We start from the raw sequence: 21586 nt of genomic DNA, 5'->3' as shown, positions 1-21586 counted from the left end.
GACGCGGTGCGGCTTCCGGACCGTCGACCGGCCCATGCCGGTCGGCGGGTCGTGCCCGCGACGGTGCCCGGCTCGCGGAGGCCGTCGAGCGCGCCAGATCCGTGCCGGGCCCGGACGACGTGCTGCCGGGTGTCGCGGACGTCGTCACCGAGGTGCATGTCGAGGCGGTCTTCGACGACGGTTCGCGGCTCGCGGTCGTGAGCGAGCCGATCGGCGGGAGTCTCGGTGAGCGGGCTCCGGGCGCGCTGCTGCCCGGGCCCGGGCACGCCGAGCCCGAGGCGGCCGTCCGGCTGACGGTCACCAACACCGCCACCGTGCCCGTCTCCGTCACTTCCCACTTCCACTTCCCGCGTCCCCTGGCACCCCTGGCCCTGCACGGCCGCCGACTACCGCACGGCGGTCGCCGCCACCCGACTGGCGCCGCCCCTGCGGGCCGCGGCAGGGGCCCCGTCGGCGGTGGCCCCATGGCGGGCTCGGGAGATCGCCAGGGGACACGCAGGGGACGGAAGGACCCGCTGTCCTGCCGCAAGGGCGGCACCGGATCCGGCCGCCCGTCGGCCGACGTCAGAACGCGCCCCGGTCCTGGGCGGGGCCTCTGCCCTCGGACGCCTCGGACGCCTCGAGCGCCTTGTTGCGGCGCACGGAGGACAGGAACGAGGCCGCGATCAGGAAGACGCCGATCAGGCCGGTGACGATCTCGCTGATCTGGTGCTGGATGGTGATCAGCAGGATCGTGGCGAGGGCACCGATGGCGTAGTGGGCGCCGTGCTCCAGATAGACGTAGTCGTCCAGGGTGCCCTGGCGGACCAGGTAGATCGTGAGGGAGCGGACGTACATGGCGCCGACACCGAGGCCGAGCGCCATCCAGAAGACGTGGTTGGTGATGGCGAAGGCGCCGATCACTCCGTCGAAGGAGAACGACGCGTCCAGGACCTCCAGGTACAGGAAGAGGAAGAACGCGGCCTTGCCGGCGAGGGCGACCGCCGGGACCGGCTTGCCCTCGGCCCTGGCCTTCTCCTCCGCCTCGTGTTCGTGCTCCTCCTCTTCTTCGAGCTTGTCCTCGAAGTATCCGGACAGGCCGCCCACGACCAGGTAGGTGATCAGACCGGCGACGCCGGAGAGCAGCACCGTGGCGGACTTGTCCGCATGGCCGGTGCTGACGTGTGCGTGGGTGGCGAACGTCGTCGCGGAGACCAGCAGCACGATGAGCGCGACGCAGACCGACAGCATGTCGATCGTGCCGAGCCTGGCCAACGGCCGCTCCAGCCGGCCGAGCCACTGGATGTCGCGGTGTTCGAAGATGAAGTCGAGGAAGATCATCAGCAGGAACATGCCGCCGAACGCCGCGATGGCGGGGTGGGCGTCGGTGACGAGGTCCTCGTACCGCTCGGGCTGGTCGATGGCGAGCTCGACCGCCTCGATGGGACCGACCTTGGCACTGATGGCGACGATCACGACCGGGAAGACCAGCCGCATACCGAACACCGCGATCAGAACGCCGATGGTGAGGAAGATCCTCTGCCAGAAGGCGTTCATCTTCTTCAGGATTCCGGCATTGACGACGGCGTTGTCGAAGGACAGCGAGATCTCCAGGATCGACAGGAGCAGTACGATCCCGAACGCCTCCCATCCCCACTGCCACGCGGCGAAGGCGAGGCCGAGCGCCGTGACGGCGAATGACCAGCCGAATGTTCTCAAGATCATCCTTGTCCCATACGGTGAGAGTGAGTTCCGAGGGGCTGACAGCCCACGGCGTCGCCGGTGTCATGGAGTCGGCCGGCCGAGGGCACCCGCCGGCGCGCGGGGGGTGCCCTCTCGAGCCGGCCACCCGGGTGGCCGGGTTCTTCAGGAGTCGGCCTTCACGGCGAGGACCGGGCAGCCGGTCCCCAGCAGGATCCGCTGCGCGGCGGAGCCCATGATCAGCTTGCCGACCGCGCTCCGGCGCCGGAGCCCGATCACCACCAGGGACACATCGGCCTGCTCCGCCAGGTCGATGATCTCCTCGGCGGCGTCGCCTCCGCCGAGCACCTGGCGGATGTCGAACTCGATCCCCAACGCGGCCAGGTCCGCGCGGACATGGGCCAGATCGGGCTCCTGAGCGAAGCGCGGGTCCACGTAGGAGTCACCGCGCGAGGTGTTCACCACCAGCATCTTCTCGCCGCGCAGCCGGGCCTCGTCGATGCCCGCGCGCAGCGCGGCCTCACCCTCGGGTGAGGGTACGTATCCGACCAGTACGGTCATGTCTGCTCTCCCTCCCAGGCACTCTCAGGCATGTCGCTCACGCGGGCGACGTACGGCGAACCGGCGGACCAGCGGCCAGACGAGCACCAGCAGGATCGCCGTGTAGACGGCGTAGGACACAGGTCCGCCCACCAGCCCGGACAGTTCGCCGCCCGACAGTTGCAGGGAGCGCCGTCCCTGCAACTCGGCCCGCGGGCCGAGGATGACGCCGACGATCAGCGGCAGCACCGGCAGTCCGAACCGCCGCATCGCGAACCCGAGCAGCCCCAGCAACAGCAGCAGGAACAGGTCCAGGGGCTGTGCGTTGACGGCGTAGGCACCCATCGACGCGAAGAACAGGATTCCCGCGTACAGATAGGGGCGCGGAATCCGCAGCAGCTTCGCCCAGGCGGGCGCGAGCGGCAGATTCAGCAGGAGCAGCAGCAGATTGCCGATGAACAGGCTGGCGATCAGCACCCAGACGAGACTCGCCTCACGCTCGAACAGCAGCGGCCCGGGCTGGATGCCGTACGACTGGAATGCCGCGAGCATGACCGCGGCGGTCGCGTTCGTCGGCAGCCCGAGGGCCAGCATCGGGACCAGGGTGCCCGCCGCGGAGGCGTTGTTCGCCGCCTCCGGACCGGCCACGCCCTCGATCGCGCCCTTGCCGAACTCCTCGGGGTGCTTGGTCAGCCGCTTCTCCGTCGCGTACGACAGGAAGGTCGGGATCTCCGCACCGCCTGCCGGGAGCGCACCGAACGGGAAACCGTACGCCGTGCCCCGCAGCCAGGGCTTCCACGACCGCTTCCAGTCCTTCCTGCCCATCCACGGCCTGCCGACCGGGATGATCTCGGCGGGCCTGCGCCGCAGATGCGCCGCCACCCACAGCGCCTCGCCGACGGCGAAGATGCCGACGGCCACGACGACCACGTCGATGCCGTCGGCGAGCTGGGGGATGCCCAGGGTGAGCCGTTGCTGTCCGGACACCGCGTCGATGCCGACCAGGCCGATGGTCAGGCCCAGCAGCAGCGAGATCAGACCCCGCACGCGTGACGAGCCCAGCACGGAGGTGACCGCGATGAACGACAGCAGCATCAGGGCGAAGTAGTCCGGCGCGCCCAGGCTGACCGCGAAGTCCACCACGAACGGGGTGACCAGCACCAGCAACAGCGTGCCGATCGTGCCCGCCACGAAGGAGCCGATCGCGGCGGTGGCCAGCGCCTGCGCGGCCCGGCCGGCCTTGGCCATCTTGTTGCCCTCGATGGCCGTCACCACCGAGGACGACTCGCCGGGGGTGTTCAGCAGGATGGAGGTGGTCGAGCCGCCGTACATGCCGCCGTAGAAGATGCCCGCGAACATGATGAACGCCTGCACCGGCTCCATGCCGTAGGTGACCGGCAGCAGCAGGGCCACCGTCATCGCCGGGCCGATGCCCGGCAGCACGCCCACGGCGGTGCCGACGAGGACGCCGATCAGCGCCAGCAGCAGGTTCATCGGGTCCATGACGTCCGCGAAGCCCTGCATGAGGTTGTTCAGGTTTTCCATCACAGGATCCCTTGCAGCACACCGGCCGGGAGGTTGACGCCCAGTCCGATGGCGAAGGCGTAGAACGTGGTGAGGGACAGCGTCGCCGCGATCAGCAGGTTGCGGACGTAGTGCCGGTTCCCGAGGGCGAAGGCGGTGCCCCAGAAGAGCAGCGTGCCGCTGATCACCCAGCCGAGCGGTTCGATCAGCACCGCGTTCACCACGAAAGCGGCGATGAGCATCAGCACCGTGCGCCAGTCGCTGCCCTGGGAGAGGTCGACGTCCTCGCCGGCCTCCGGCTCACCGCGGCCGCCCCGGGCCACGTCGACCGCGTACAGCACGGCGACCACCAGGAGCAGCACACCCAGGAGCACCGGCACCGCGCGCGGCCCGATCGGGTCGGTGCTGCTGGTGACCTGCGCGGTCCCGAGCCCGTCCACGATGACGGCCGCGCCCAGCAGGGCGAGGAACGCGCACACTCCGTACTGTGCGCGGTCCCCGCCTCCGGGCGGACGGGTGTCCTGCACACTCCGTTCGTCCGTCCGGGAGCTCATGCCAGCCCGAGCTCTGCCAGCAGGTCGGCGACGGCCTTGTCCTGCTCCTTCAGGTAGGTGCCGAACTCGTCACCGGTGACGAAGGCGTCCGTCCAGCCGCGCTTGGTCAGCTCGTCCTTCCACTGCTGGGAGTCGTGCATCCTGGTCAGGGCGTCGATCCAGGTCTTCTTCTGGGCGTCGGTGATCCCCGGAGGGGCCACGATGCCGCGCCAGTTGGTGAAGACCAGGTCGATCCCGGAGTCCTTGAGCGTCGGGGCGTCCTTCACCGCGTCGATCGGCTTCTCGCTGGTCACCGCCAGCACCCGCACCTGTCCGGCCTCGATCTGGTCGAGGAACTCGCCGAATCCGCTGGCGCCGAAGGCGACCTTGTCGCCGAGGATGGCGGGCAGCAGCTCACCGCCGCCGTCGTACCCGACGTAGTTGACCTTCTTCGGCTCGATGCCGACGGCCTTCGCCAGCTGCATCGGAAGCAGGTGGTCGGGGCCGCCCGGCGAGGAGCCGCCGCCCACGGGCACCTTCCTGGGGTCCTTCTTCCACGCGGTGACCAGGTCGTCGATCGTCTTGTACGGGGAGTCCTTCGACACGACGATCGCGCCGGCCTCCTCGATCAGCCTGGCGAGCGGCGTGGTGTCGGTCAGCGTCGCCGCCGACTTGGAGGTGTACGCGGCACCGACGACCCCCAGGCCCATCTGCATGGCCAGCTTGCCGTTGCCCTTCTCGTTCACCAGGCGCTGCAGGCCCACGGTGCCGCCGGCACCGGGCAGGTTGTACACCTGGACACCGGACGCCACCTTGGAGTCCTGCATCGCCTGGGAGACGGTCCGGGCGGTGACGTCGTAGCCACTGCCCGGAGTGTTGGGCACCATGAGGCGCAGTCCGGTGACGGGCTTGTCGCCCGCCCCCGCGCTCCCCGATTCCTTCGTGTCCGCGGTGGCGCCGCAGGCACTGGCGGCGAGCATCGACGCGGTGGCAAGAGTGCCGAGAAGTGCGGCTCTGCGAGTTCTCATGGCTCATCTCTTTCGCATGGGCGGGTCCGGCGCCATGATTGTGCGATTCCTCGGACAGCCCGTCTCCGTTGTGTGAGCAGTGAAGATTGAGTTCATAGTGGTCGTAGCGTCCCGCCCGTCCCGCCGCCATACGCTCGCCGGTGAGCTGCTGGTATTGCAGCTCGCCATCGTGGTGATCGTGCTCGTCGCGGTGGCCGCCGTCTCGCTGGCGCAGTCGAAGGCGACGTTCGACCGGGTCGAGGGCCGCCGGGTCACCGCCCTCGCCGAGGAAATGGCCGGAAATCCACTCCTGCGCACCCAGCTCGTCCGTCCCGCACCCGGCGAGACCCTCGCGCCGCTGCTCCAGACCAAGCTCACCCAGGCGAACGTCACCTCCGTCACGGTCGCCGACGCCCAGGGCGACATCGTGGCGGCCACCAACCCCACGCTGGTGGGGACGCGGCTGCCGGTCGACGGGCCGAGCGTCTCGCAGGCGCGCGGCTGGTCGGGGGAGCTGCCCGTGGACGGGGTCCGCGAGCTGGTGGCCCAGGTCCCGGTGCTCGGTGACACACAGCCCGTCGGCGAGCATCTCGGCACGGTCATGGTCGGACGGGCCTCACCGAGCGTCTGGCAGCGGCTGAGCGGCGCCTCGTCGTATCTGCTCACCTACCTCGGCATCGCGAGCGTGCTCGGGGTGGCCGGGTCCTGGCTGCTGGCCCGGCGGATCAAGCGACAGACCCTCGGCCTCGAACCCCGGGAGATCGCCGGTCTCGCCGAGCACCGCGAGGCGATGCTGTTCGGGATCGCCGAGGGCGTGGTCGCGCTCGACCCGCAGCTACGGATCACCCTGGTCAACGAGGTCGGCCGCGGACTGCTCGAACTTCCCGAGGACTGCGTCGGAATGAGCCTGGGCGATCTGGGGATCGCGGGCAGGCTGTACGACGTACTGGCCGGGACCGGCGGGGAACAAGGCGCCGAGCACGGCCCCGAACCCGCCCGACACGGTACCGAGCGGCGCGACGAGGTGGTCGTACGCCGGGGCCGGGTGCTGGTGATGAACCGCATGGACGTCACCAAGGACGGCCGCCGGCTGGGCTCGGTGACGACCCTGCGGGACCGTACCGAGCTGGCCCAGCTCGAACGCGAACTGGGCTCGTTCCGCAGCAGCACCGAACTGCTCCGTGCGCAGGCCCACGAGTTCTCCAACCAGCTGCACACCATCTCGGGACTCATCCAGATCGGCGAGCACGACGAGGTCGTACGCTACGTCCGTGCCCTGCGCAAACACCGTGAGTCGCTCGATCTGACCCTCACCAGCCGGGTCCGCGACCGGGCCGTCGCCGCGCTGCTCATGGCCAAGTCCGCGCTCGCCGCGGAGCGCAGGGTCCGGCTGCGGATCTCGGAACTCACGGCGCTGGACAGGCTGGAGCCGACGGACTCCGCGGACGTGGCGACGGTGCTCGGCAATCTCGTCGACAACGCCCTCGACGCGGCCGCGGCCGCGGCCTCGGACCACGAGGACGATGCCTGGGTGGAGGTCGAGCTGCGCCAGGACGCCTCGAGCGTGGAGATCGTGGTACGCGACTCGGGTCCCGGCGTGGCTCCCGAGCTCGCGCAGGAGGTGTTCGCCCACGGCTTCACCACGAAGGCCGCACAGGGCGGCGACCGGGGCATCGGCCTGGCGCTCACCCGGCTGGTCTGCACGCGCAGAGGTGGTGAGGTGTCGGTGGCCAACACAGAACCGGGCGCCATGTTCACGGCGCGGATGTCCGTGGGGCAGTTGACCGATCGCGAGACGGAGGAAGTCCGGTGATCGACGTACTGGTTGTCGAGGACGATTTCATGGTGGCGCGTATCCACCGAGGATTCGTCGACGGTGTCGAGGGCTTCCGTGTGGTCGGAACGGTGAACTGCGGGGAGCAGGCGCTCGCCGCCGTCGCCGAGTTGCGGCCCGACCTGGTCCTGCTCGACCTCTATCTGCCCGACATGTTCGGTCTGGACGTCATTCCCCGGCTGCGGACGGCGGGTTATGACTGCGATGTGCTGGTGATCAGCGCCGCCCGCGAGGCGGAGGCCGTCCGGGGCGCCGTCCGCCAGGGTGTGGTCGACTACCTGCTGAAGCCGTTCGACGCCGACGACCTCAAGGAGCGGCTGGAACGCTACAGCGCCCGGCGCGGCAATCTGCACGCCGCCATGGTCAACGGGCAGGCCGACGTGGACCGGGCACTGGGCCTGGTGGCGGCGCCCGCGGAGACACCCACGCTGCCGAAGGGTATGAGTGTGGAGACCGCGGAACTGGTCGAACGCGCACTGCGCACGGCCGACGGAACCCTGTCCGCGGCCGAGTGCGCGACGCGGGTCGGCATCTCCCGTGTCAGCGCCCGCCGTTACCTCGAATACCTCAGTGCCACGAACCGGGCCCAGGTGTCGCTGCGCTACGGACACGCGGGCCGCCCCGAGCGCCGCTACCACTGGTACGCCTGACGGGAGCCGCCCGTCCGGCCTGCCGGCCCGGAATCCCGGACCCCTGGTGGGCCCTTGCCGGCCACCGTCTGGAGCCGCCCGGCCGACTGCGCTCGGGCGGCTCCGTGGGCGGTGCAGGCTCAGCCGTTCGGTCCTGCCGGGGGCGTGGTGGTCTTGAAGCCCTCGGTCCTGTCGGCCTGGACGGCGAAGTCATTGGTGAAGGTCTTGCTGAGGTCCACCGACGTCTTCACGTCGCCGACCAGCTTCTCCGTCGCCAACGAGGTCCTCGGACCGCCGGACGGCATGATGCCGTCGGGGAGGAACTGACCCTTGTCCTGGTTCAGGGCCGCGATGTAGTCGGCCTTGGTCACCAACTGGTTCGACACGAACGACGCCGGCAGCTTGTCCGCGATGTCGGCCGCGCTGTGGGTGCTGATCCAGTGCATGGTGGCGACGAGCGCGTCGACGACCTTCTGCACCGTGTCCTTGTGCGCGTTCACCCAGTCGGTGCGGGCGAGCACACCGGCGGCGGGATAGGCGCCGCCCATCGCCGCCGTGGCACCGGCCGTGGTGGCCAGGTCGATCGCGGAGGTGCCGACGCCCTTCTTCTCGATCGCGGCCACCGTCGGCTGCGTCGTCATGACGCAGGCGACCTTGCCGTTCTGCAACGCGGCGATGGCGGTGGAACCCGAGCCGACGCCGATCCGGTGGTACTGGCTGGTCCTGACTCCCTTCTTGGCGGCCAGGAACTGGGTGAGGGTGTCGGTGCCCGAACCCAGGTCGGTGACGCCGAGGGTCTTTCCCCTGAAGTCGGCCGCCGAGTGGACGCCCGACTTCTTGGCGCACATCTCGCGCTCGCCCGGCGCGCCGGAGAGCTGGACGACGTCCTCGACCGCCTTGCCCTTCGCCTGGAATTCGATCGTGTGGTTGTACCAGGCCCCCGCCATGTCCACCTGCCCCGAGGCCATGGCTTCCTCGGCGCCGACACCGCCGTCCTGCTCGGTGCTCAGCTGGACGTCGACGCCGTACTTCTTGTAGTAGCCGAGGTTCTGGGCGAGCTGGTACGGCAGGTAGATCTGCTTGTCGATGCCGCCGACCATGAGTTTCACGGTCGGCGTGCCGCCGGAGCCGCTGCTCGCGGTGGTGCTGCCGGAGTCGCTGGAACAGGCGCTGACCGCGCCGAGGGCGAGAACGGTGAGGAGAGACGCGGCGAGGGCGGCGGGTCGTCCGGACATGGCTGACCACATTCCTTTCCGAGGTGGAACAGGGGGAGACAAGGAGGGGAGGGAAGGGAGGGAGGGTGGGGCGGGGAGGGGCGGTGGTCAGATGGTGTTGGCGGCCTCGGACGGGGCCGGCGGGCGCCAGGACAGCAGCCGGTGCTCGAGCTTGCCGATCAGCCACTCGGCGCCGAGCACGATGACCGAGATGACGAGCATCGTGGCGAACACGCCGTTGGGGTCGAAGTTGTTCTGCGCGGTCTTGATGACCAGGCCGAGGCCGCTCTGCGCGCCGAGCACCTCGCCGACCAGCGCGCCGACGATGGCGAAGCCGAAGGCGCTGTGCAGGCTGGCGATGATCCAGGTGAGGGCGGACGGCACGGTGACGTGCCGGATGATCTGCCACTGCGAGGCGCCCAGGACCCTGGTGTTGGCGAGGATGTTGCGGTCGACCTCGCGGACGCCCTGGAAGGCGTTGAAGAAGACGATGAAGAACACCAGCACCGCGGCGAGCAGGATCTTCGGGAGCACGCCGATGCCGAACGCGACGATGAAGATCGAGCCGAGGACGATGCGCGGGATCGCGTTGACCATCTTGATGTAGGGGCCGAGCACGTCGGCGAGGAAGCGGCTCTGGCCGAGCGCGACGCCGAAGACCACCCCGGTGACGGCCCCGAGGGCGAAGCCGGCGAGCGCCTCCTGGATCGTGGTCCAGATGTTGGCGTAGAAGGACCCGAACTCGGTGCCGTGCCGGAAGAGGTCGACCAGCCGCTGGGCGATGCCGGACGGCTGCCCGAAGAAGAACTTGTCGACGATCCCCCAGGTGGTGAAGGCCTGCCAGCCGCCGATGACGAAGACCGCGAGACCGACGCGGCCCGCCCACACCAGCGCGGTGCGCCGCCGGACGGCGCTCCTGGCGGCGGCCGCCGCCGAGACCTGTGAGCCGTCCCTGACCGGGGCGGGGGACACGGTGGACGCCGTACTCATGCCGTACCTCCTGCGGTGCGTGCGTAGGCGCGCTCCACCTCCTCGCGCAGCGAGTCCCAGATCTGGTGCTGGAGTTCGATGAAGCGGGGCTGGAAGCGGATCTCCTGGACCGAGCCGCGCGGACGCGGCAGGTCGATGTCGAAGACCGCCTTGACCGAGCCGGGGCCGGACGTCATGACGACGACCCGGTCGGCGAGCGCCACGGCCTCGTCGAGGTCGTGGGTGATGAAGATGACCGACGGGCGGATCTGCTCCCACAGGCCGAGCAGTTCGGTCGACATGATCGCCTTGGTCTGCACGTCCAGGGCGCCGAACGGCTCGTCCATGATCAGGATCTTGGGTTCGTTGATCAGCGCCGCGGCCATCGCCACGCGCTTGCGCATGCCGCCGGAGAGCTGGTGCGGGTAGCGGTCCTCGAACCCCGTCAGGCCCACCCGGCGCAGCCAGTCGCGGGCCGAGGCCTGGGCCTGCTGCCTGGGCACTCCGCGGAAGACGGGGCCCATCAGGACGTTGCCGAGGACCGTCTTCCAGGGCAGCAGCGCGTCGGACTGGAACATGAAGCTGACGCCGTCGGTGACGCCGTCCACCGCACGGCCGCCGACCTTGACCGATCCCTCGCTGGGCCGGTCGAGCCCGGACACCAGGCTCAGCGTCGTCGACTTGCCGCAGCCGGTCGGGCCCACCACCGCGCAGAACTGGCCCGGCTCCACGGTGAACGAGACGTCCCGCAGTGCCGTGAACACCTCACCCGCGGGAGTCAGAAATCGTTTGGTGAGTCCTGAGATCTCGACTCGCGCGCCGTCCCGGCCGATCTTCTCGGCGACGGGGCCGGCCGCGACATCGTTTCGCGAAGCCATCTGAGGCCGTCTCCTTCCCAACTCGGAGGTCGAGGAAGGCAGACGCTAGAGGCCGCCCGGTGTTACGTCGCTGTTTCAGGCGTATCCCGCGTTAGTCGCGTTAACAGGGGTTCTGCGCGTTCTGCTCAGCGGGCCGGGGGGTGGGCAATCCGCCCCCGGTGGGACACAATCACGCCACCACGGGTACGGCGAAGGGGTCGAGCCCGGCAGCACGACAAGGGCGAAGGCACCTGTGATGCCCATCCGTATCCGGATCGGCCGCGGCCGGAAGGGGAGGCTCTCGGCGCGGATCCTGACCAGCCAGCTGGCCATCCTGGCCCTCACCGGAGCCATCGGCTTCGTCCTGTTCTCGTTCGCCCAGCGGGCCGAGATCGACCGCTCCTACGAGCAGCGGGCACTGGCCGTCGCGCAGACCACGGCCGCCGAGCCGCAGATCCGGCAGGCCATGGAGGACGGCGGTGGCGGCGCCGTCGTGCAGACCGTCGCCGAACGGATCCGGAAGGCGTCGGGGGCGTCGTACGTGGTCGTGATCGACCTGCGCGGCATCCGCCACTCGCACCCCGACCCGGCGCTGATCGGCGAGCCGGTGGGCGATCCGATCGTGGTGCTGGACGGCCACACCCACGTGGGCTCCGACCAGGGCGCGACCGGGCGGTCCGCCAACGGCAAGGCCCCGCTGTACGGGCCCACGGGCACCCTGGTCGGCGAGGTGTCGGCCGGCCTCCCGGAACGGGACGTGCTCGGCGAGCTGTGGCGGGAACTGCCCACCTTCGGCCTGTACGCCGCGATCGCCGTCGCGCTCGGCTCGGCGGCGGCGTTCCTGCTGGCCGGGCGGCTGAAGCGGTCGACGTTCGGGCTGGAACTGGAGGAGATCGCCGGACTGCTCCAGGACCGCGAGGCCATGCTCCACGGCATCCGGGAGGGAGTGATCGCCTTCGGCCCCGACGGCCGGATCACCGTGGTCAACGACGAGGCCCGCACCCTGCTCGGCCTCGGGACGGCGCTCGGCAGCAGGCTCGAGGAGGTGCTGCCCGACGGGCGGCTGCGCCGCGCCCTGGACGGCACCCTGACCGGCACCGACCTCAGCGTGCTGACCGACGACCACTGCCTGGTGGTCAACCGGATGCCGGTGACGCTGCGCGGCCGTGAACTGGGCGCGGTGGTCACCGTGCGCGACCGCACCGAACTGATCGGGCTGCTGCGCGAACTGGACTCGGTGCGCGGGCTGACCGACGCCCTGCGCGCCCAGCAGCACGAGTTCACCAACCGCATGCACACCGTGGCCGGGCTGCTGGACATCGGCGACCACGACGCCGCCTTCGAGTACGCCGTCGAGTCGGCCGGCGCCGACCAGGCGCTGACCGAGTCCGTGCGCGAACGGATCGGCAACCCGCTGCTCGTGGGGCTGATCGTCGCCAAGACCACGGTGGCCGCGGAACGCGGGGTACGGATGGTGCTCAGCGACGACTCCGCGCTCGGCGAGGACCCGCCGCACTTGCGCCGGCTGCTGACCATCGTCGGCAACCTGCTGGACAACGCGATCGACGCGGCGGCCGGCGGGCCGCCCCCGGCGGGTGGCCGCGAGGTGCGGCTCGCGCTGGTGGAGGCCGTCGACCAGGTGATGGTGCGGGTCGAGGACAGCGGCCCGGGGATTCCGCCGGGCGCCGCCGAGTCGATCTTCGAGGACGGCTGGTCGACCCGGCCCGACCGGGGCACCGCCCGGCGCGGGCTCGGCCTGGCCCTCGTCCACCGGCTGACCCAGCGTCACGGCGGGACGATCACGGTCAGCGAGGGGCCGGGCGCCGTCTTCACCGTCTCACTGCCGCTGCCGGACCCCACACCGCTACCGGCGGACGCGGAGTTCACGATGGCCTCGCCGACGAGAGGTGACCGCGGATGATCCGGATCCTGGTGGTGGAGGACGACTTCCGCGTCAGCCACATCCACTGCGACTACGCGTCCCGCGTCGAGGGCTTCGAGGTGGTCGGCCGGGTGGCGACCGTGGCCGGGACGCTGGACGCGGTGCGCGCCCTCCACCCCGACCTGCTGCTGCTCGACGTCTTCCTGCCGGACGGCAGCGGACTCGACGTGCTGCGGCAGCTCAGCGGGGACGAGGGCGGCGCCCGCCCCGACGCGATCATGATCACCGCCGACCGGGACATCACCTCGGTGCGGACGGCGATGAAGCTCGGCGCCGTGGGCTATGTGGTCAAGCCGTTCGGCTCCGCCGACCTGGCCGAGCGGCTCACCGCCTACCGGGAACTCCAGCAGCGCGCGGACGCCCTCGGCCTGGCCCCCCGAACCGACCAGGCCGACGTGGACGCCCTCTTCAGCGCCGCCCGGCCACCGGCCGTCCCCCGGGTCCCGGCCAAGGGGCACTCCGCGCCGACCCTCGCCCTCCTGCACCAGGTCCTGCGCACCGCCCACGAGGCCCTGTCCGCGGCCCAGGCCGCCGAACTCACCGGCGTCTCCCGCGCCACGGCCCAGCGCTACCTCTCGTACCTCGTACGGGAGGGCATGGTCCGGCTGGAACTTCGCTACGGAGCCACGGGCCGCCCCGAACACCGGTACCGGATCGCCCCTTGAGCCGGGGGCCGGGCCCCACCCGACAGGGCTCGGCCCGCCGGCCGTGAGGGTACGTTCCAGGTGATCAGGTCGTGCTCCGCGGCGGAGGCGTGGTCACCGGCGTGCGGGGCGAGGTCCGACGGCGTCGCACCTCGCGAGCAGGCCCGTACCGCCGGTACCCGGTGGTGATCGTCGGGCGCGGGCCGCAGATCGAGCTGGTGCATCGACAACCGCGGTTCGGCCGAAGCCCTCCGACTCCTGTGCCGACGTCGCCGCGCGCGTCGCGGTCAGGTCGCCGAGCCGCACGGACCCCGGCTGCCGCGGGCTCTGCGCCCACTCGGCCGGAGGCTCTGCCACGGTGGCGGCGCCTGCGGCGTCACCGGATCGTCCCGCCGGCCAGGAAGTCACGCAGATGTTCCAGCAGGGCCTCGGGGCGCTCCTCCGCGATGAAGTGGCCGCATTCGGGGATCTCCGCCCCTGTGACGTCCTCCGCGTACCCGCGCCAGATCTCCAGTGCCGGCAGACGGGCCGGCAGCCCCACGGAACCCCACAGCGCCAGCACCGGCATGGCCAGGCGGCGGCCCGCCGCGTAGTCCGCGTCGTCCAGTGCGAGGTCCTGTTCCTGGGCGCGGTAGTCGTCGAAGCTGGCGCGCAGGGCGCCGGGGCGGGAGAACGCCTCGACATAGGCATCGACCGCTTCGGGTGTCAGCCCGTGGCGGTTGTAGGTCCACCGCTCGTAGAAGTACTCCAGATATCCGCGGACGTCATGCCCCACGAGGCGCTCGGGCAGATCGGGCTGGAGGTGGAACAGCCAGTGCCAGTAGCCGGAGGCGACCGAGGCGTCGAGCCGGCGGAACATCTCCCGGGTCGGTACCACGTCGAGCACGGCCAGCCGTTCCACCTGCTCCGGGCGGTCCAGCGCCCAGCGGTGCGCCACGCGGGCGCCGCGGTCGTGGCCGACGACCGCGGCGCGTTCGAAGCCGAGTGCCTCCACGAGGCCGGCCATGTCGGCGGCCATCCGCCGCTTGTCGTAACCGGTTACGGGCTTGTCGCTCAGCCCGTATCCGCGCAGGTCGGGGGCGACGACGGTGTGGTCGGCGGCGAGTTCCGCGAGGACCGGGCGCCAGCACAGGGCGGTCTGCGGCCAGCCGTGGAGCAGGACGAGCAGCGGGCCGGAACCCGCTCGCACGTAATGCAGGCGGACCCCGTCCACCCGCGTCACACCGGTTGTCACTGTCGACTGCCCCATGGTGGCTCTCCTCGGAAAGACGGGACTAACCCCCTTAGGGGGTTAAGCTAGCGTGCACAATGGACCCGTGACAACGGACGACCTGTGGATCTGGGACGGCGGGCGGGTCTGCCTGGACTTCGTCAACACCCTCCGGCACCGGTGGAGGACCGCTCCCGAGGAGACCCTTCGTGAACCGGACGACCTGACGCGCTGGCTTCACGAGGCCGGCCTGCTCGCACCCGGCGACTCCGGCACCGCCACCGAGGCCGTCCTCACAGCCGGCCGGCGACTGCGGGAGGCGGTCGACCGGGCGGTGCTCGCGGTCGCCGACGGCGGACTGCCCGCGTCCGAGGACGTGGCGGTCCTCAACCGAGCGGCGGTGGCCGCCCCCAGGCCCGCCCCGCAACTCGTCGTCACGGGCGGGCGCCTGGAGCGCGCGGGCACCGCGAACCTCGCCGACCACTGCGAAACCGCCCTCGGGCTCGTCGCACAGGACGCCGTCGACCTGCTCCTCTCCGCCGAGATCCGGCGAATGCGCGTCTGCGGCTCCGACCGCTGCGGGCTGCGCTTCGTCGACCGCTCACCCGCCCACAACCGCCGCTGGTGCTCCATGTCGCGCTGCGGCAACCGCACCAAGGTCCGCCTCCACCAGGCACGAGCCAGACAGCGGGATCACGTTCCCGAGGGATGAGGGGGGGAAGGCCGCCCCGGGCGGGCCGGCGGTTCCACCGGGGAGGGCGGAGGGCCCCGCCACCGCGGGAGGACGCGCAACGGCCGGCCCGTCGAGCCGCCGCGGCAGCCGGTGGCCGTGGCGGAGGGGCTCCGCCGGGAGGGACGCGGGCGGTCCGGAAGCGGATCGGAAGCGGATCAGCAGGCGGAAAGTCTGGCTGGGGAAGCGGGATTTCTGGTCGCATCTCGTCATGCGGAACCGGGCCCCGCCCGATCGGCATCGGGCGGGGCCCGGTTCCGCGTCACCTCCGGAAGGAAACGGTCTGGGCACAGTTGCCGCACCGCTGTATGACGGGGCGTCAAGGCGTGTGCGCGGTCTGTGACTCTGGTAGTGCCAGTGAGAAGAGCGAGATTCCGGTCAACTGCCGGGAATCGAGGGACCATGAGCCATGTCAACCACCGTGCCGACCGCGGCGGGCCGTACCAGCCACCCGGGCTGTTACCCGCCCCCGGACAGGAGCGGACGCTCGCACTGCTCATCGCCGGGGCACCCCTGCTGCTGATCCTGCTGATCGGCCTCTGGCCCACGCTGACCTCGGCGAAGTCCGGCTCCGACGCCTCTGGCACCGACGGCTACTCGTACGCACCGCCGGTCACCGGGCAGTCCGCCGACGACCCCGCGGACGACTCGTTCCCCTCGGCACCGGACACCTCCGCCGCCGACGACACGTCGCTGTGGGGGCCCGCCGACACCGCCGGCCCCACCGACACCGGCGCCACCGAGAGCACGGACCCCACCGACAGCACGGACCCGACCGGGAGCCCCGGATCCTCCGACGGGTCGGACGATCCCGGTACGACGGTCACCCGCTACTTCGAGGCCATCAACGCGCACGACTTCGCGACCGCCTGGGAGCTCGGCGGCAAGAACCTCGACGACGACTTCTCGTCCTTCAAGGCGGGTTTCGCCGACACCGCGCGGGACGTGGTCACCATCAACTCCGTCGAGGGCGACACCGTCTCGGTGGATCTCCGCGCCGAACTGAGCGACGGCACACAGCAGTCGTACAGCGGCACCTACACCGTGGTGGACGGCGTCATCACCGCCGCCTCGATGACCCGTACCGGATGAACCCCCCAGAGCGGAGCAGCGAAGCCATGGCGAGCGACACCCTTTCCGTACCCGCCCCGCCGCCGGAACCGGCCGGCCCGGCCGCCGATCGCACGGCCGGCGACGCGGTGAGCAACGCGACCCGGCTGCTGTGCGCGGGCACCTACCTCGACGCGGTCTACCGCGCCACCGTCATCCGCGAGTTGCTGACCCACCGGTTCCGGGTGGTGGCACCGTCCTACGGCTACGACGCGGTTCCCGTCCTCGGGCACGCGCTGGCCGCGCGCCGGCTGCACCGCGCCCGGCTGATCGCCCTCGGCGCGGGCGCCTGCCTCGTCTTCTTCCTCATGGGCGTCGATGTCCTGGGCGGGTTCAGCGGCACCCTGGCGCTGCTGTGGCTGGTGTGGGCCACCGCCTACCTGCGGCGGGTCGTCACCCTGCAGACCCTGATGACCCGGCTGCGGCGCCCCGACGGTGCGGGCGGTGCGGGCGCGTTCACCGGCTCGTACCCCGAGAACCCCCGGCTGACGGCCGAGCTGGTGGCCAAGATCGACCGCGAGCAGGCGGCGGACGGCAGCCTGATCCGCTACGGCGGCTACAAGCCGTTCGTCGGTGCCGGGGAGCCGGTGCGGCGCTGGTCGACCGCCGAGCTGCTGGTCGGGGCGCCGGTCGGGGTGTTCGAGCAGCAGCGCGCGGACAGGACCGGCGGCACGGGGGCGCGCGGCCAGGAACCCTCCCGCAAGGAGGTCATCCCCTTCACCGTCGAGGAGATCACCGCCTACGTCGCCGAGCGCATGACCGCCGACCTGCGCGACGAGGCACGGCAGACCGAGCGGATCGACGGTCTCGCCGTCGAGCGGTCCACGTTCACCACGGCCGTCACCACCCGCACCGGCGTGTGGGAGCGGACCCCGGCGCAGGGCGACGGCCACTGGGACGACGTCTACGACTCGGCACGCGCGTACCTGTGCGTCCGGGTGGGCTCGTGGAACCAGGAGCTGGTCACCACGGCGTTCGTGGGCTTCGACCTCAAGGGGAACACCCTGCACACCGAGTTCTACTCGTACGTGCTGGCACCGATCCAGGCGGGCTTCCACCTGGTGGACCGGCTGCCGACCGCCCTGGACGCCGCGCTGCTCGGCCGCATCGCGTGGCACACCCTGCGCAGCGCACCCGCGGCCGCGGTGAGACCGCTCCTCACCCAGGCGCGTGCCTGGCTGCCGAACCTGCTGCCGTGGCACTGGAACAAGACCCGCATCCCGGTGCTCCAGCCGGCCGACACCAGCGAGTTCGGTCTCGGCCGCTACGCGGAGGCCGTGCTGAACCGCGGGGCGCTCACCAGCATCCGGGAGATGGCCACCAGCAGCGACTTCCACCACTTCTTCCAGGAGACGGACACGATCAAGTACACGCAGATCGTGGAGCGTCAGCTGCTCCACGTCGTCCGCGACTTCCTGCACGAGCACAACGTGGACCTGGCCGAGCACGAGGCCCGTCAGACGAACATCCTCAACCAGGACTTCGGACGCGGCAACACCTTCGGCAGCCACAGCAACTTCGGTCCCGGCAGCCAGGACAACAGCAACTCCGGCACACAGAACTTCCACCAGGGGGCATGACTTCGATGGCCGACACCTCCGACACGGCTGGCTCCCGTACCAGCAACAACACGTTCGGCAACGGCAACAACTTCGGCAGCCACAGCAACTTCGGCTCCGGGAACCAGGACAACAGCAACTCGGGAACACAGCACTTCACCAGCGGTGCCGCGGCCGCCGCCGAGCCCGGTGGCTCCGGCGAGCGGCCGCAGGCGGGCGGGAACCGCGACGACCGGCCCTCCCCGGACCGCAGCCGCAACGTCTTCGTCGTCCACGGGCGGGACGAGGAGGTGCGGGTGAAGATGTTCGACCTGCTGCGGCTGCTCGATCTGCATCCGCTGGAGTGGGAGGACCTGGTCAAGGCCACCGGCAAGACCGCGCCGTTCCTCGGCGAGGTCGTCGCGGCGGCCCCCGCCCAGGCCCAGGCGGCCCTGGTGCTGCTCACCCCGGACGACGTCGTCCAGCTGCACCCGGACCTGCGGGGCCCGAACGAGCCGTCGTACGAGAGGGAACCGACCGGGCAGCCCCGGCCGAACGTCCTGATCGAGCTGGGCCTGGTGCTGATGGCCTACCCGGAACGGACGCTGATGGTGGAGATCGGCGAGCTGCGCACGATCTCCGACATCGCGGGCATGAACGTCATCCGCTTCGACGGCTCCGAGACCGCCCTCGGCAAGATCGTCGAGCGGCTGAAGCTGGCGGGCTGCAAGGTCAACGACACCGGCTCCGACTGGCGCCAGACCTGGCCGTACCGGCGCCTGGGGGCATACGGCCGCAACGGGCGCGGGGTGCCGCCCACCCAGTGAGCCGCGGTACGGGCCCGGTGGTCGTCCACGGCCGGGGGAGGGGCCCGTACCGCTCGCCGGGGCGCCCGGGGTCAGAGATGGCGCCGGGCGCCCGACGCGAGGCTCGCCAGGAACGCCCCGGCCTCCGGCAGGTCGATCCGCCCCAGCTCGCCGGGGCGGATCACCACGCGCAGCTCCCGGCAGACCGCCCGCTCCCACGAGTGGACGACGAACGACAGCAGGATCAGCCGCAGCAGGCTGTCCTCGTCGAGGTCGTGCAGCCGCGCCAGCCCGGCACCGGTCAACGGCATGGACACGCACTCCAGTTGAGCGTGCCGGTGGACGGCGTCCCAGAGCCGGTCCAGGCCGTGCCACAGGTCCTGAACACCGGAGGAGGCGACGCAGTCGTTGCCCATCCGGCTGTAGGCGACGGCGAAGACCAGCTGCGGCCGGCCGCCGAGGACGGCGACGGTGCCGATCGGATAGCGGTCGCGTTTGCCGCGCGGCTTGTCCCGCGCGCTCTCCCGCGCCACCGGGGCCACCCCGGCGAGCGCCGTGGCCAGCTCGGCGTCCAGCCGCCGGACGTCTCCCCCGAAGCGCCGGGCCAGCAACTGCCCCTGCACACTGCTGTCGTTGATGACGACACCGTCGTCCACGAGGGTGTCGAAGGTGTCGGTGAACCCCACGACCAGATGGCCGGGCTGGTCGAACAGATCGCCCTCCTCGACCACCACCGTCATGCCGGGGCGCCCGAACTCCTGCCGTACGGCGGCCTGGGGACGCGCGCGGGCCAGTCCCCAGGCCAGGCACAGCGCCACGGAGCCGGCCGTCACCAGACCGGGGTGGCGAAGGGCCGCCGGGAACATCTGGTCGACGAACTGCACGAGGGCCGACACGGCGCCGAAGGCCGCGAGCACACTGCCCGCGAACAGGCGCCGGCCGCGCCGTGAGCCCGGAAGCCGGGGGCGCGGGCGTAGGCGCGGTCCCGGCCGGGGCCGTGGGGCGCGTGCGGGCGGACGCGGTGAGAAGAGCGGGCGGATCGATCGCACGGTTCCCTCCAGGGCACCTTGGTACGCTGACGACACTGCTGACGGGACGTCACGCGGCGGAGGGGGCGAGGCGCGTGCAGACCCGCACACCGTGCGTACGCGTGAGCGTTCTGGGACCCGTCCGTCTGGACGTGAACGGCACACCGGCACGCCTCACACCGCTCACCGCGCGCCTGCTGGTCCGTCTGGTCGCCGCCGAGGGCGAGGCCGTCCCGGCCCGGCAGCTGTACCGGGACGTCTGGCAGCAGTCCGCCGAACTGCCGCGCCAGGACCTGCGAGGCCGCAACGAGGTGCAGAAGCGGATCCTGGAGCTGCGCCGCGCGTTCGATCTGGGCGGGCCCGGTGCCGGCGCCCGGATCGTACGCACCGGACAGCTCCCGACCGCCCGTGGCGCGGAGAGCACCTACCGGCTGGAGCTGCGCACCGAGGAGCTGGACAGCGCCCTGTTCGCGCACCTGGTGGGCGGCGCGCTGCGCGCCGCACCGGCCTCGGCCGTCCGGCTGCTGACGGAGGCCCTGGGACTGTGGCGCGGGCGGCCACTGGCCGAGGTGCACGACGAGGAGTTCGCCACCGTCCCCGTACGGCGGCTGACCCTGCTGCGCGAGGCGGCCCTGCGGGACCTGGTCGGCGCTCACACCGCGCTGGGCCGCTACGACCTCGCCCTGCCGGTGGCCGAGCAGACGGTCCGGGAACGGCCGGACGACCCCGAGGCCGCCGCCACCCTGGCGCGTCTGCGCGCCCGGCTGCGGGAACGGCACGGCAACGAACTGCTGCGCCACACCCTGCGCGGGCTGCGGGTGGACGTCGTCGTGGTCCGCGGCGACCTGTTCGACCAGGAGGACGCCAACCTGGTCGTCGGGTTCTCCGACACCTTCGACACCTCCACCGACCAGGACGTGGTGATCAGCCGGGAGAGCGTGCAGGGCCAGCTGGTCGACCGGCTCTTCGAGGGCCGGCACCGGCTGCTGGACGACCAGCTGCGCCGCGGCCTGAAGGAGTTCACCCCCCTCGCGACGGAGAGCGTCCGGGCGAAGCGACGCGGCCGGCGCACCCGCTATCCGGTGGGTACGGCGGTGGCGCTCCCCGTCGGCAAACGGCGCGTCTTCGCCCTCGCCTACTCCCGGCTGGGCAACGACCTGCGCGCCCGGTCCGCGCCGGCGGACCTGCGGCTGAGCCTGGAGCGCCTGTGGCCGTCGGTCGCCCTGCACGGGCGGTTCAAGCCGGTGGCGACACCGCTGATCGGCTCGGGGCTGGCCCGGATCGTCGAACTCGACCACACACAGCTGCTGTTGATGGTCGTGGACACCTTCACCCGGAGTCTGCGTGACGACCCCGCCGTCTCCCCCGAGCTGCGTGTCGTCCTGCGGGCCGAGGAGCTGGAGAAGACCGATCTGTCGGCGGTCGAGGCGTTCCTGCGGGACGTGGACGAAGGGCTGTCCGGCCCGCCGGCCGCGGGCGGGGCCGGTGCGGACGGCGCGCACGTCCCCGGCGGTTGACCGCCCGGGGTGCGAGGCCGGGCGCGGTGGTGTGCTGGTCACCTCCCCACAGAAATACGTCGGCCGCTTCCGCCGACAGCCACCGTCCGCTTCCGGAACGCTTCCGGAACACTTCCGACCGGGCCGCCTGCCCCGGTCGCTGCGCTCGGTGCCGCGTCCACTCCGCCGTCGGCGAGTACTGCCCGTTCGGTCGGCCCGTGTTGCCCTCGGATACCTGGTCCCGGTCCCCGTCCGTCGCGTAAGCAGGAAGGATCGCATTCCGACTCCGGAAGAG

General features: G+C 71.3%; 19 protein-coding genes and 1 pseudogene. 10 read left to right on the top strand and 10 right to left on the bottom strand.

Annotated elements, in window-relative coordinates; translation table 11 throughout:
- Nucleotides 1-53: 53 nt before the first annotated feature.
- A pseudogene (locus tag ACF1A1_RS03850) lies at nucleotides 54-497 on the top strand (urease subunit gamma); the annotation flags it as partial.
- Between the two features lie 67 nt (nucleotides 498-564).
- Here ACF1A1_RS03850 and ACF1A1_RS03845 read toward each other — a convergent pair.
- The 5 genes from ACF1A1_RS03845 to ACF1A1_RS03825 all read right to left on the bottom strand — a co-directional run bounded on the left by ACF1A1_RS03845 (nucleotide 565) and on the right by ACF1A1_RS03825 (nucleotide 5305).
- Nucleotides 565-1704: a DUF475 domain-containing protein gene (locus ACF1A1_RS03845; protein WP_391645107.1), complete on the bottom strand. Its 1140-nt coding sequence runs from the start codon at nucleotides 1702-1704 to the stop codon at nucleotides 565-567.
- A 141-nt stretch (nucleotides 1705-1845) separates the two neighbouring features.
- Entirely contained in the window at nucleotides 1846-2241 is a 396-nt protein-coding gene (locus ACF1A1_RS03840) for a universal stress protein (RefSeq protein WP_391645105.1), read from the bottom strand.
- Between the two features lie 24 nt (nucleotides 2242-2265).
- Nucleotides 2266-3765 carry a tripartite tricarboxylate transporter permease gene (locus ACF1A1_RS03835; RefSeq protein ID WP_391645103.1) on the bottom strand — a complete coding sequence of 500 codons (1500 nt, stop codon included), beginning with the start codon at nucleotides 3763-3765 and terminating at the stop codon, nucleotides 2266-2268.
- Nucleotides 3765-4298 carry a tripartite tricarboxylate transporter TctB family protein gene (locus ACF1A1_RS03830; protein ID WP_391645101.1) on the bottom strand — a complete coding sequence of 178 codons (534 nt, stop codon included), beginning with the start codon at nucleotides 4296-4298 and terminating at the stop codon, nucleotides 3765-3767. Before ACF1A1_RS03830 ends, ACF1A1_RS03835 begins: the two co-directional genes overlap by 1 nt.
- Nucleotides 4295-5305, bottom strand: a complete 1011-nt coding sequence (locus ACF1A1_RS03825) for a Bug family tripartite tricarboxylate transporter substrate binding protein (protein WP_391645099.1) — start codon at nucleotides 5303-5305, stop codon at nucleotides 4295-4297. The genes ACF1A1_RS03830 and ACF1A1_RS03825 overlap by 4 nt, the downstream gene beginning before the upstream one ends.
- Nucleotides 5306-5402: 97 nt before the next feature.
- On the opposite strand from ACF1A1_RS03825, the gene ACF1A1_RS03820 reads away from it, so the two are divergent.
- Complete coding sequence (locus ACF1A1_RS03820; protein WP_391645097.1) at nucleotides 5403-7097, top strand: ATP-binding protein; 1695 nt, start codon at nucleotides 5403-5405, stop codon at nucleotides 7095-7097.
- Nucleotides 7094-7768, top strand: a complete 675-nt coding sequence (locus ACF1A1_RS03815) for a response regulator (RefSeq protein WP_391645095.1) — start codon at nucleotides 7094-7096, stop codon at nucleotides 7766-7768. Before ACF1A1_RS03820 ends, ACF1A1_RS03815 begins: the two co-directional genes overlap by 4 nt.
- A 119-nt stretch (nucleotides 7769-7887) precedes the next feature.
- On the opposite strand, the gene ACF1A1_RS03810 is transcribed toward ACF1A1_RS03815, so the two are convergent.
- From ACF1A1_RS03810 to ACF1A1_RS03800, 3 genes are all read right to left on the bottom strand, one after another.
- Nucleotides 7888-8982 (bottom strand): ABC transporter substrate-binding protein, encoded by a 1095-nt coding sequence (locus ACF1A1_RS03810; protein WP_391645093.1) that lies wholly within the window; start codon nucleotides 8980-8982, stop codon nucleotides 7888-7890.
- A gap of 87 nt (nucleotides 8983-9069) precedes the next feature.
- Nucleotides 9070-9951, bottom strand: a complete 882-nt coding sequence (locus ACF1A1_RS03805; protein ID WP_391645091.1) for an ABC transporter permease — start codon at nucleotides 9949-9951, stop codon at nucleotides 9070-9072.
- Nucleotides 9948-10808 (bottom strand): ABC transporter ATP-binding protein, encoded by an 861-nt coding sequence (locus ACF1A1_RS03800; RefSeq protein WP_391645089.1) that lies wholly within the window; start codon nucleotides 10806-10808, stop codon nucleotides 9948-9950. Before ACF1A1_RS03800 ends, ACF1A1_RS03805 begins: the two co-directional genes overlap by 4 nt.
- Nucleotides 10809-11043: 235 nt before the next feature.
- Here ACF1A1_RS03800 and ACF1A1_RS03795 point away from each other — a divergent pair, with 235 nt between their 5' ends.
- Nucleotides 11044-12708, top strand: a complete 1665-nt coding sequence (locus ACF1A1_RS03795; protein WP_391645087.1) for an ATP-binding protein — start codon at nucleotides 11044-11046, stop codon at nucleotides 12706-12708.
- Nucleotides 12705-13394: a response regulator gene (locus tag ACF1A1_RS03790; protein ID WP_391645085.1), complete on the top strand. Its 690-nt coding sequence runs from the start codon at nucleotides 12705-12707 to the stop codon at nucleotides 13392-13394. The genes ACF1A1_RS03795 and ACF1A1_RS03790 overlap by 4 nt, the downstream gene beginning before the upstream one ends.
- Nucleotides 13395-13749: 355 nt before the next feature.
- On the opposite strand, the gene ACF1A1_RS03785 is transcribed toward ACF1A1_RS03790, so the two are convergent.
- Nucleotides 13750-14622 (bottom strand): alpha/beta fold hydrolase, encoded by an 873-nt coding sequence (locus tag ACF1A1_RS03785; protein ID WP_391645083.1) that lies wholly within the window; start codon nucleotides 14620-14622, stop codon nucleotides 13750-13752.
- Between the two features lie 67 nt (nucleotides 14623-14689).
- Here ACF1A1_RS03785 and ACF1A1_RS03780 point away from each other — a divergent pair, with 67 nt between their 5' ends.
- The 4 genes from ACF1A1_RS03780 to ACF1A1_RS03765 all read left to right on the top strand — a co-directional run bounded on the left by ACF1A1_RS03780 (nucleotide 14690) and on the right by ACF1A1_RS03765 (nucleotide 18788).
- A complete protein-coding gene (locus ACF1A1_RS03780) occupies nucleotides 14690-15295 on the top strand; it encodes a CGNR zinc finger domain-containing protein (protein WP_391645081.1) in 606 nt (201 codons plus the stop codon).
- 420 nt (nucleotides 15296-15715) lie between these two features.
- The gene (locus ACF1A1_RS03775) at nucleotides 15716-16405 is read left to right on the top strand and encodes a hypothetical protein (RefSeq protein ID WP_391645079.1); all 690 of its coding nucleotides are present in this window, start codon (nucleotides 15716-15718) and stop codon (nucleotides 16403-16405) included.
- Nucleotides 16406-16431: 26 nt separating this feature from the next.
- On the top strand, nucleotides 16432-18003 hold the full coding sequence (locus ACF1A1_RS03770; protein ID WP_391645077.1) for a hypothetical protein: 1572 nt from the start codon (nucleotides 16432-16434) through the stop codon (nucleotides 18001-18003).
- Complete coding sequence (locus ACF1A1_RS03765; RefSeq protein ID WP_391645075.1) at nucleotides 18000-18788, top strand: TIR domain-containing protein; 789 nt, start codon at nucleotides 18000-18002, stop codon at nucleotides 18786-18788. The genes ACF1A1_RS03770 and ACF1A1_RS03765 overlap by 4 nt, the downstream gene beginning before the upstream one ends.
- Nucleotides 18789-18859: 71 nt before the next feature.
- On the opposite strand, the gene ACF1A1_RS03760 is transcribed toward ACF1A1_RS03765, so the two are convergent.
- Nucleotides 18860-19663 carry a macro domain-containing protein gene (locus ACF1A1_RS03760; RefSeq protein WP_391645073.1) on the bottom strand — a complete coding sequence of 268 codons (804 nt, stop codon included), beginning with the start codon at nucleotides 19661-19663 and terminating at the stop codon, nucleotides 18860-18862.
- Between the two features lie 254 nt (nucleotides 19664-19917).
- Between ACF1A1_RS03760 and ACF1A1_RS03755 the strand changes: the two genes are divergently transcribed.
- Nucleotides 19918-21312 (top strand): macro domain-containing protein, encoded by a 1395-nt coding sequence (locus ACF1A1_RS03755; protein ID WP_391645071.1) that lies wholly within the window; start codon nucleotides 19918-19920, stop codon nucleotides 21310-21312.
- The last annotated feature ends 274 nt before the right edge of the window (nucleotides 21313-21586 follow it).

Source organism: Streptomyces sp. NPDC014995 (assembly GCF_043080745.1).
Classification (GTDB): Bacteria; Actinomycetota; Actinomycetes; order Streptomycetales; family Streptomycetaceae; genus Streptomyces.
The sequence above is the reverse complement of the archived record's forward strand: the minus strand, read 5'-3'. Positions and strand labels throughout refer to the sequence as shown.

Coding starts and splice junctions, on each gene's coding strand:
- ACF1A1_RS03825 (WP_391645099.1), bottom strand. CDS start 5,305: ATGAGAACTCGCAGAGCCGCACTTCTCGGCACTCTTGCCACCGCGTCG.
- ACF1A1_RS03835 (WP_391645103.1), bottom strand. CDS start 3,765: ATGGAAAACCTGAACAACCTCATGCAGGGCTTCGCGGACGTCATGGAC.
- ACF1A1_RS03810 (WP_391645093.1), bottom strand. CDS start 8,982: ATGTCCGGACGACCCGCCGCCCTCGCCGCGTCTCTCCTCACCGTTCTC.
- ACF1A1_RS03845 (WP_391645107.1), bottom strand. CDS start 1,704: ATGATCTTGAGAACATTCGGCTGGTCATTCGCCGTCACGGCGCTCGGC.
- ACF1A1_RS03775 (WP_391645079.1), top strand. CDS start 15,716: ATGAGCCATGTCAACCACCGTGCCGACCGCGGCGGGCCGTACCAGCCA.
- ACF1A1_RS03785 (WP_391645083.1), bottom strand. CDS start 14,622: ATGGGGCAGTCGACAGTGACAACCGGTGTGACGCGGGTGGACGGGGTC.
- ACF1A1_RS03800 (WP_391645089.1), bottom strand. CDS start 10,808: ATGGCTTCGCGAAACGATGTCGCGGCCGGCCCCGTCGCCGAGAAGATC.
- ACF1A1_RS03790 (WP_391645085.1), top strand. CDS start 12,705: ATGATCCGGATCCTGGTGGTGGAGGACGACTTCCGCGTCAGCCACATC.
- ACF1A1_RS03770 (WP_391645077.1), top strand. CDS start 16,432: ATGGCGAGCGACACCCTTTCCGTACCCGCCCCGCCGCCGGAACCGGCC.
- ACF1A1_RS03765 (WP_391645075.1), top strand. CDS start 18,000: ATGACTTCGATGGCCGACACCTCCGACACGGCTGGCTCCCGTACCAGC.
- ACF1A1_RS03840 (WP_391645105.1), bottom strand. CDS start 2,241: ATGACCGTACTGGTCGGATACGTACCCTCACCCGAGGGTGAGGCCGCG.
- ACF1A1_RS03805 (WP_391645091.1), bottom strand. CDS start 9,951: ATGAGTACGGCGTCCACCGTGTCCCCCGCCCCGGTCAGGGACGGCTCA.
- ACF1A1_RS03830 (WP_391645101.1), bottom strand. CDS start 4,298: ATGAGCTCCCGGACGGACGAACGGAGTGTGCAGGACACCCGTCCGCCC.
- ACF1A1_RS03795 (WP_391645087.1), top strand. CDS start 11,044: ATGCCCATCCGTATCCGGATCGGCCGCGGCCGGAAGGGGAGGCTCTCG.